Annotated in this window: 5 protein-coding genes; all 5 read right to left on the bottom strand. The window is 33.9% G+C overall.

Annotated elements, in window-relative coordinates:
• Window positions 1-180: 180 nt before the first annotated feature.
• Genes F3G69_RS09685 through F3G69_RS03160 form a run of 5 tightly spaced genes read right to left on the bottom strand, consistent with a single transcriptional unit; the run spans window position 181 to window position 9,073 of the window.
• Window positions 181-348 carry a tRNase toxin domain-containing protein gene (locus F3G69_RS09685; RefSeq protein WP_508610234.1) on the bottom strand — a complete coding sequence of 56 codons (168 nt, stop codon included), beginning with the start codon at window positions 346-348 and terminating at the stop codon, window positions 181-183.
• Between the two features lie 15 nt (window positions 349-363).
• Window positions 364-699, bottom strand: coding sequence for a hypothetical protein (locus tag F3G69_RS09270; RefSeq protein WP_180997320.1), 336 nt, complete (start codon window positions 697-699; stop codon window positions 364-366).
• Between the two features lie 6 nt (window positions 700-705).
• The gene (locus F3G69_RS03180; protein WP_141089799.1) at window positions 706-1,089 is read right to left on the bottom strand and encodes a hypothetical protein; all 384 of its coding nucleotides are present in this window, start codon (window positions 1,087-1,089) and stop codon (window positions 706-708) included.
• A gap of 1 nt (window position 1,090) precedes the next feature.
• A complete protein-coding gene (locus F3G69_RS03165; protein ID WP_188115328.1) occupies window positions 1,091-7,291 on the bottom strand; it encodes a two-partner secretion domain-containing protein in 6,201 nt (2,066 codons plus the stop codon).
• A gap of 9 nt (window positions 7,292-7,300) precedes the next feature.
• The gene (locus tag F3G69_RS03160; RefSeq protein ID WP_149714381.1) at window positions 7,301-9,073 is read right to left on the bottom strand and encodes a ShlB/FhaC/HecB family hemolysin secretion/activation protein; all 1,773 of its coding nucleotides are present in this window, start codon (window positions 9,071-9,073) and stop codon (window positions 7,301-7,303) included.
• Between the last annotated feature and the right edge of the window lie 334 nt (window positions 9,074-9,407).

Below are 9,407 nucleotides of genomic sequence, written 5' to 3'. Positions count from 1 at the left end.
AATTAGGATAAATAGTGGAATTTACATTTAATATTTCCTCAGAATTTTCTATCAATACTTTTGTTAAATTTAAGCATTTTTCTAATTTTACTTTATCTAATAATAATTCTAATATTTCTATCAATCTATAAAACCTTTAAATTTTCCATTTAATTCTAATCTAATGCCACGACCATCTTGTTATCTTTTTTCCAAAAATGTTATACCTTTACTATTTGTAACTTTCTTAAATTCAATATTAGAATTTAAAATATCTTTCAAATGCTTCATGCCCTGCAAATTCCAAGTATCCATACTACAAGTTGTTTTACCCCAAATTTCAGGTTTTCTGCTGAAGTATGCAACTATAACAATTATTACTAGCTATTCATCTAACACTTCTATCCCACTTGGACAAATTTTAGCAAGTGGGTTGTTATATTCTTGCTGACATTTTTTGCACTTTATGACACCTAGTTCTGCACTTACCTGCTCTGCGTTGTAGCAATGCGGACAAACCACGTAACCATCTACTTGTGTATCTACTCCGGTAGCTTTGATACTTGGATCTTGATAGTCGTTAAAGATTTTTCTAAATTCGCTTTTATAAATTTTAAAATCGATAAAACCAGCAAACTCAACTACATAATTTCTGAACGCAAAACAATATCTCTTATCTTTTTCTCTAAAATTTAGATCATCTTCAAAAATTTCTTGCAAAAGTGGTTAAAAGTTTTCATAATTAAAATTTTCTATACTAAAACCAAATCTTTTTATGATTGCACCGGCAAATTCTCTTGCTTTTATCCAAGTTTTGTTTGAATAAACTAAAGTTTTATTATCTATTTTTTCTATTTCATTCCAAAAATCTATGCCAAAATTTTTATCCATAAATGATTTGAAGTGGCTTATGATTTCTAACTCTCGCTTTGAAAAATATATTTTATTTCTAGGATATAACGCATATTCGCAAGCGTTATATATATCTTGCACCAAGTCTTCTACTGTTTCATATTTATCTGTAGATGGATTAACCAAATACTTATCTTGATGCCATAAAGAAGCTATTCTGCATAAATTTAATAAAAAATATCCCTTTTCTACTAGCATTTTATTTCTCCAAAATAGGATTTCCATAAATTGGTATGTGCGTTTCATTAGCCTTATAGCCACCAATATTTCCAAAATTATCTAAGTAATTTTTATTTTTATCTTGTATTCTTAATATCCAACCAGAATTTGAATTTGTTCCAATTGGGGCTTTTGGATCAGGTCCGTGAATTCTAATTCTTTCAATACCAGCCTCGTCAATAAATCTTATACCATTTCCATTTTTTTGTGCCAATATTTTCCAATCTTTTGGAACTCTTGAAATAATTTCATCCACTGTTGCTCCCTCTAGTTTTGTAAAATCTCCAACCAAATTTGAACTTCCTTGTTTAGCCAATGTGTTAGATGATACAACGACTCCTTTTGAGGTTGCAATCATTGTATTATCATTATTGTTTAATTTTTGTGTGTCATTTTTCCCAACCCCATCATTACCACTATTTCCATTGTGTTTTATATTTGTGTTAGAAGTTGGTTTATCTATTTTAGTAACATCACTAGTTACCTCACTAGACTTTTTACCAACCTTATCCCAAGCTGCTTTCCCGGCTTTGTTTGTAATAGCACCAGGAGCAGTAAGCCCAGCTATAAATTCAAGGTCCCTTGCAGTTACACTCTCATAATCACCCAATACCGTATCTAGTTCGCTTTTCATAAAGCCGTTATAAATGTGCGTATCTGCATTTGAGAGAGTATTTGCTATGCCTTTAGCTGTCTCTACTGGATCTGTTGCTAAGCGGTATAGTCCTGTTGCAGTATCTACTAACAAATTTTTAGCACCTGTGCCAACGCCGCCTAAAAAGCTTAGTGTATTATCTAAATAATGAGTATCCACCTTTAAATTTTTATCATAAAATTCTCTATTGTTAGTAAAACTATCTAGATAGACATACCTATCCTCATATTGCTTCTTATCTGGATTAAAGGCATTTGTGTTATCTAGGCTTGTATTATAAAAGCTACTTTGCTTTATGAAATTCGTTGCTAGTTCTATATTGTAAAGATCATTTGAGCTTAGGCTTTGTCTATATGTTTCATTAAATGATTTATCCGTTAAAGATACCGCTGCTTTTGCTAGGATAGATTTTGCTTCATCGTCGCTATAAATTTTATTTGTTGTAGTTTGAAGCTTTGATTTAAAGCTTGCTATATTGTTTTTATTGTTTATAAAGTCTATCTCTCTTTGATGAAGCTGCCTATTATAAGTATCTGCGCTTGTGGTTATTTTATAGCCTGTGTTTGCTCCTTTATCTCCATTAGCTATACCTCCAGCTATTATGCCTATTAACTGAGATGCTAGTAGGCGTTTGTTGTTATAGGCTTCTATCTCTTTAGTGCTCATATTTGATGTATCTTTATGTAGTGCAGAAGAGATTGCTTCATTTACAGCCCCGCTTAATGCACCAGCTGCAACGTTTTCATGAGATAGCTTTGCTGATAGTGCTCCTACGGCTGAGTGAAGAGCTATCTTGCCTAGACCTGATTCTTTAAATAATTGGTTAGAGTTTATATTTGCTTCATTGCTTGAGTAGCTTCCTACTGCTCTATAAGCATTATCTGTTGCTTTAGAGATTAAATTTGATAGTAGCGCATCTTTAAAGTTTGTTTTATAGATGGCAGAGTTTATTGCTGCGTTTGACGTAGAGCTTAGTAAGTCTGCATAAGAAAAAGTATAAGTTGGCGTGTTTATGATGTTGGTATTACTTAGAGTATCTATGCTTGATATATAGTTACTAACATATGAGCCTACCCCTGCACTAATGGCTGATTTAGCTAGGGATGATGTATCAAATTTAACCTTGCCATGAGATAAGAGGTTGTTTGTTAGCTGGACTGTTGAGTTTGCTATGACAGCTGTTGTCATCGCTGATATGGCTGCGCCTGCGGTTGAGCTAGCAGCAGCTCCAAATGCTCCAGCTACAGCAGCTCCTGTTCCAGCTCCTGCCGTTAGAAATGTAACTATGGCTGTTATTATTAGAGCTCCCATTCCACTAAGAGTAGTTGTCTTATCTTCCCACTCTTTAGAATTTAGAACCGCTTTTACTTGATTTATCGTCTCTTCATCTATTGGGGTATTTGAGCTTGATCTTAGCTCTCTTATGACTCCCTCTTTAAATTCCTCTGAGTTTAAAGAGTCATTTATCGCTTTAAAGGTTGTGGCATCTAGTTTATTAGTTATATCCTTGCCATTTAGTGTAAATTTATCTTTTACCTTGATGATAGCTGGGATCTCTACCTCTTCTATCTTGCCCTTATTTTTTACAGTAGCTGTTAAAACTCCTGCGTTATTGCTTAGACTTGTATTTACAGATGTGCTCTTTGCTGAGACTAAATTTAAAAGCTTTGTATTTACATCTACACTAGTAGCCTCTATGATAGAAGCTAGGGCATTTATGGTATTTGAGCTTAGGCTTATATCTTTTGCCGATAGTGTGCTTGTAGCAAGGTTATAGTTTGAGCTACTCTCTTCGCCATTTGATTTCATTAGATCGCCAAAGCCTGAGTCTTTAAATTTAGATGAGCTCTCTAGGCTATATGATGCTGGTAGTAAATTTATATTACCAGCTTTTATATCTAAGCTCTCATCTGCGCTGATATTTGAGCCTATAAGCGTAGTATCTTGGTTTGAGGATATGTTTATGTTTTTGGCGTTTAAATTTGAGCTAACAACCTCTTCATTTTTAGAGCTAGCTGATGCGCTTTGCTTGCCTAGGATTTTTCTTGCGGTTGATTCTGACTTGGCATTAGATATGCTATTTGTCGATGAAATTTCTATCGCTTCGTTAGTCTTTAAATTTAAGTTCTCTTTAGCGCCTACATTTGAAGCAACTATATTTATATCTTTATTGGCATTAATATTTATATTATTGCCAGCTTTTATATTAGAGCTCTTAGCTTCCAAGCTATTGCTTTCAAATTTAGTAGATGTTTTTCCTATTACAAATGTAGGCGTACTAAGTGAGCTAAATTTATCTTTTGCTTCTTTTAGGGGGTTTAGCTTTCTTTTTAGATCAACAACGACATCTTTTAGCACTTCATTAGGCTTTAATATACCTACTCTACTACTCTTGTGCTCTTCTTTATGGTAGCTTTCATCATTTGTGTTTGATATAGTTATAAACTCTGCGTTTAAATTTGTATCACTACCAGAATTTAGGTTTGTGCCTTTTAGGCTAAGAGCACTTTTGGCATTTAAATTTATATCATTGCCAGAGTCTATAGTATTATAAACTGCCTTTTTATTACCATTTGCTACAAGATCAAAGCTGCTCTTATAAAAGGCATTTGGGTTTAAAGATATTTTGCTCTTTTTAGAAGAGTGTGAGCTAGCCTCTACGTTGTAGCCATTTTCAAAGAGGGTATTGTTGTTTGAGTTTAAATTTATATCTTTGTCTGATTTTAGCTTAGATGATACTAGATAGATATCATTGGCTGAGTTTAAATTTATATTATTGCCCGATTTTAGGCTAGTACTTACTACCTCTGAGCTTACGGCGCTATCCATGGTTTGCTTTTTAGAAAGGAGCGATTTAGAGCTATTTATAGCTGTTGCTTCGCTAGTGTTTGACTGCGCTGCTAGTATGATGTCGCTAGCATTTAAATTTATATCTTTTAGTGCGTTTAGATGAGACGATGAGACTAAAAGAGCATTTTTAGCATTTAAATTTATATCCTTAGCATCTAAATTTGCAGCGCTTACTCTTTTTACGCTCTCATCAAATTTCATCCCTTTAGAGCTTACATGGTGTGTGTAGCTAAACTCGTCTGCTTTTATCTCTATATCGTTGCCTGAGTTTAAATTTATATCACCACTCGCATCTAAATTTGAGCCAGAGACCTTTATATCATTGCCGGCTTGTAAATTTATATCATTTGTGGCTTCTAGGTTAGAGATTTTGCTAAACTGAGACTTGCTTTGATCTAAGTTGATATTACTCTTTGCATTTATGTTTAAATTTTTAGAGTTTAGGTCAGAACTATCTATCTCTATATCATTAGCCGCGATGTTAGCATCGCCACTAGTTGATAGCTCTGCGCCTTTTAGCTTTATCTTTTTATCAGCATTTAAATTTAGACTATCAGCCACTACGCTACCAGTTAGGCTTATGTTGCCTTTGGCGTCTAGGTCTATGTTATTAGCCATTACTAGAGCTGAAGCTTTTACGTTTTTATCTTTTGCTTCATTTTTAAATTTACTTATGCTCTCGTTTCTTGCTTCATATAAAGCGTCAAGGATATTTGCTATATAAGCAGAGTTTATGCTATCAAGGCTGTAGTAATACCCTTGATTTTTTACCCTTCTATTTAGGTTTTTAATGATTGGGCTATTAAATATTGGCTCAGAGAATTTATCTAGATCAACATTTGCTAACTTTATATCGTCATTTAGTACGTAACTTGAAAAGTCCTGCGTGCTTCCTACTATGTTATTGCCCGCTGCAAAAACTGCTGGCAAGCCAACATCTGTGTATGAGAAACTGAAAACTTTTCCCGTTCCGCCTTTGGTTTTCCAACCTCTTCCTCTATACCACTTCTTTTTCTCTTTCCACTTATAAACGCTATAGCTATTTACGTGGTTATTCAGCATTAGGGCTATGTTTTCTACACTATCACTATTTAGCCTGAGATCTCCTCCAGCATAGATAACACTCTTATCGTTTAATATATCATTTACGTTTAAATTTATATCGCTGTTGGCTATTATGCTACCTGGGATAAAATTTGCCTTATCTTCTTCATTTAGAACATCTTTAACTATGCTATATGTGATAGTTCTTTTTTGCTCGTTTTTTTCAGCCCTTCTAGTATCTACTACTACTTCATTTGTATCATAGTCTAGTCTGAGGTTATGAAATATCTTTTGGCTAGTGCCTACTAGGTGTGAGTCTTTGTGTAAATTTAGCGCATAAAGAGCACCATCTTTATTTGCAGCCTCTTTTAATACTAACTCATTTACCTCTTTTTCATCTAGCTCACTTATATCTTTGCCCAGCTTCTTGGCTAGTTTAGCGCTTATTTTCTCTTTTAGCTCTTTTAAATTTACACCAAGCTTATATCTGTTTACTCCCTCTTTATTAAGGTACATAGTGCCTTGACTACGTACTGTATCTATCCTAGCTTGCGAGCTTGAGTTATTTACTAGCCTTTTAGCTTCTACGTTTATATCTTTAGCATAAATTTGACTTGAGGTATTTACTAGAGTGTCTGCTTTTATATTAAGGTTCTCTTTGGCTGCTATTAGCGCTTCATCTTTGTTTGTTATAGTCTTTGCCTCGATCCTAGCCTCTTTATTAGAAGCGATAGCACTGGTGTTTACTATATCTCCATCAAGGCTTATCTCTATGTTGTTATTTGCTATTACTAGGCCGTTATTGTTTACGCCTACGCCGTTACTTGTGCCAACTAGCTTTATCTTATTAGCATACATACCGCCAAGTGCGCTACTATCTAGACTAAAGCTGTTTTCTTGATTTTTAGCTTTTACGTCGTTATATAGTTTGCCGCTACTTGAAGCTACCTCTTTTTCACCAATGATATTTAGCTCATTTGCGTGGATATTTGAGTTTATATTAACAGCGTTTGAGATTACATTAGTATAGTCGCTGCTCTTATCGTTTAGGCCGTCCCCTACGATGTCGATTGATTTATCAGATATTAGCTCTATCTCTTTAGGACTTAGTTTATTGATATTGCCTGTTGTTAGTGTAAGCGAGCGAGAGTTGATCATGTTTAGACCATCTACACTTATGCCATTTGGGTTTGCTATGACCACGTCAGCTCTACTTCCGGCTACCTCTAAATTTCCTTTTAGAGATGATTTCTCAGCTGAATTTACCTTATTTATAATAAGGCTCGCCTCTTTATTTAGCCTATAGTTTGCTTCTATCTGGCCAGCTATCTTAGTGTCTATATTTTTATTAGAGTTATTAAGGATAGTGCCAGTAGTTGGGGTGTTAAACCTGCTATATTCGTTCATAGAGACACCCGTGCTATCAGGGTTTGTGATGTTTATAATTAGCGTCTCATTAGGAGCTTTTAGTATATCTGGGCGGTTGCTAGCACCTGGGTCAGCTATGATACTTGGCTCATTTGCTAGAGCTGGCATAGTACCAAGAAGTAAAGAAAGGCTTATGTAGAAATTTAAGCCCATTGTTAAAAGGCTAGGCTTTTGTACATTTGAAATTTGATTGTTCTTTAACATATTTTATCCTTAAAATTCGTAGCTTAGAATAAAGTTGATGTTTGTTGATTTTGTTTCAAAACTCTTTGGTTTATAAAGAGGCTTAGAGATAGAGATGTCGTAGTTTAGACGGTTATATGCTTTTACATGCCCTTTTAGGCCAAGGGCATATCCTGCAAGGGTATCTTCATCCTTTATGCCACTACTTGTCGCTCTTACCATACCAGCATCAACTCCAGCATAGATAGAGTTATTTTTATAGTAGCTATATGAGAGGGTATTTCTCATGATCACTCCATGGTTTCCAACAAGTGAGCTCTCCCCGTCAAACCCTCTAACACTGTAATATCCACCGATGCTAAATTTATCTTGCAAGCTTAGTTTGTTTAGGCCATATCTTGCGTTGATGTTTAGATCGTAGCTTAGTGGGATTTCAAATTTATATTTGTAGTTTAGGTTTAAATTTATTAGAGCGAATCTTGATGTAGCTTCGCCACTATCTTCTAAAGGATCTGGCTGCGAGTTAAATATCCCGGTGCCCTTTTTATAAGCTAGTCTAGCACTAAAAGCTTGGTTATATGAATTCCAGCTTGATTTTACACCTATCTCATATCCAGCGTTTCTTCTAGCTTGGTTATCTAGCTCATAGTCTTCGAGATAGTTTTTATTTTTTCTCTTAAATAGCTTTACATAAGCACTATTTTTAAAATTTGAATCCCTATAAAACGTATAAGCAAGGCTTAGTGAGTCGCTCTCACTTCTGCCTTTATATGTGTAAAGATTGTAGGCTGCATTTATAATCTGGGCATAGTCATACTTGCTCTTTTCATAGTCAAGCATAAAATAGCCAAATGGAATGCTAAAGCCATAATAATAGTTATTTGAAGCACCGTGATCACTTACACCATTAAATTTATTTGTAACTTTATATTTTTTAAGTACATCCTTGCCTCGTGAAAAGCTAAAAATTTCGTTAAATCCAAGTAAATTTAGAGTGCTTAAATTTACCATTGCTTGATATTTACCGCTTTGTTTTGAGCCGAGATTGTCAATGCTTATGGCAGATTTTAGAGGGAAGCTATCAACTCTAGTTATTACTATGTTTGAAAAGCCAGTTCTATTTGAAGGTAAAAATTTAATGCTAACATCATCTTTTGAGACGTTTTGCAGTGACTCAAGAGCTTGCTCAATATCTCTTATATTTGCCACTTTGTTTTTATGAGAGTACTCGCCAAATGCGGTAAACAGACTAGCTCTATTTCTTTGGGTGTCACTTTCATTTATGCTTATATCATCTATTAGGCCAAGATTTATGACAAACTCTAACTTGGCATCTTTTAGGCTCTTTGTGGCCAGGCTCGCACTTGAAGTTATAAAGCCCTCTTTTATGATTTCATTATTAAATGAATTGATGATTATATTGATTGAATTTTTACCAATGCAGCTACCCGATCTAAACTCAAATTTACTTAAAGTATTCTGTAAGATAGAATTAAATTTAGAATAGTTATCTTTATAAGCCTTTCTTATTATAGCCTCATCGGCAATGCTATTAGCATTAAAACTAGTTATCTCATTATCATGTAGCAGCAAGATACTATCTATTTTAAAGCATGGAGTTTCGTTTAAATTTAGCTTACCTTCTGAAGTGGATTTTTCGTTAAGCAAATTTATGTTGGAGCTTTCATTAAATGAGCTTGCTATGTTAGCTCTAATCTCCTCGTTGTTTAGCTCATTTTTTTGGCTAATTTCACTAGCAAATAGAAATGCACACACCATGCATAAAGATAAGATAGCTCTCATCTGTCCTTCCTTGGAATGATTTAATAGTTATATTTAAAAAAATAATTTAGTGGCATTATAAAAGAGTTAATCTTAATTAAATATTAAAATATAATGAGAAAAAAGAATTTTTATATAAAATATTTTAGAAAATGGAACGATTTAGATATATAAATTATGCTAGAGCCGTTACAATAGATGTAGATACAACTGTTAAATACTTGTTTTACAATAAAACAATACTCGCATAGCGTTAAAGATTTTAGTTTACAATCTCAAGCTTAAGCTCATGAGCTTTTTTAAATGATATTATATTAATATAATTATAATATCAATATAATATCATTATAGTATT

It is taken from the genome of Campylobacter concisus (assembly GCF_902460625.1).
Classification (GTDB): domain Bacteria; phylum Campylobacterota; class Campylobacteria; order Campylobacterales; family Campylobacteraceae; genus Campylobacter_A; species Campylobacter_A concisus_AD.
Note: the sequence above shows the minus strand (reverse complement) of the source record. Positions and strands in the feature narration are given on the sequence as shown.

Coding starts and splice junctions, on each gene's coding strand:
- F3G69_RS03165 (WP_188115328.1), bottom strand. CDS start 7,291: ATGTTAAAGAACAATCAAATTTCAAATGTACAAAAGCCTAGCCTTTTA.
- F3G69_RS03160 (WP_149714381.1), bottom strand. CDS start 9,073: ATGAGAGCTATCTTATCTTTATGCATGGTGTGTGCATTTCTATTTGCT.
- F3G69_RS03180 (WP_141089799.1), bottom strand. CDS start 1,089: ATGCTAGTAGAAAAGGGATATTTTTTATTAAATTTATGCAGAATAGCT.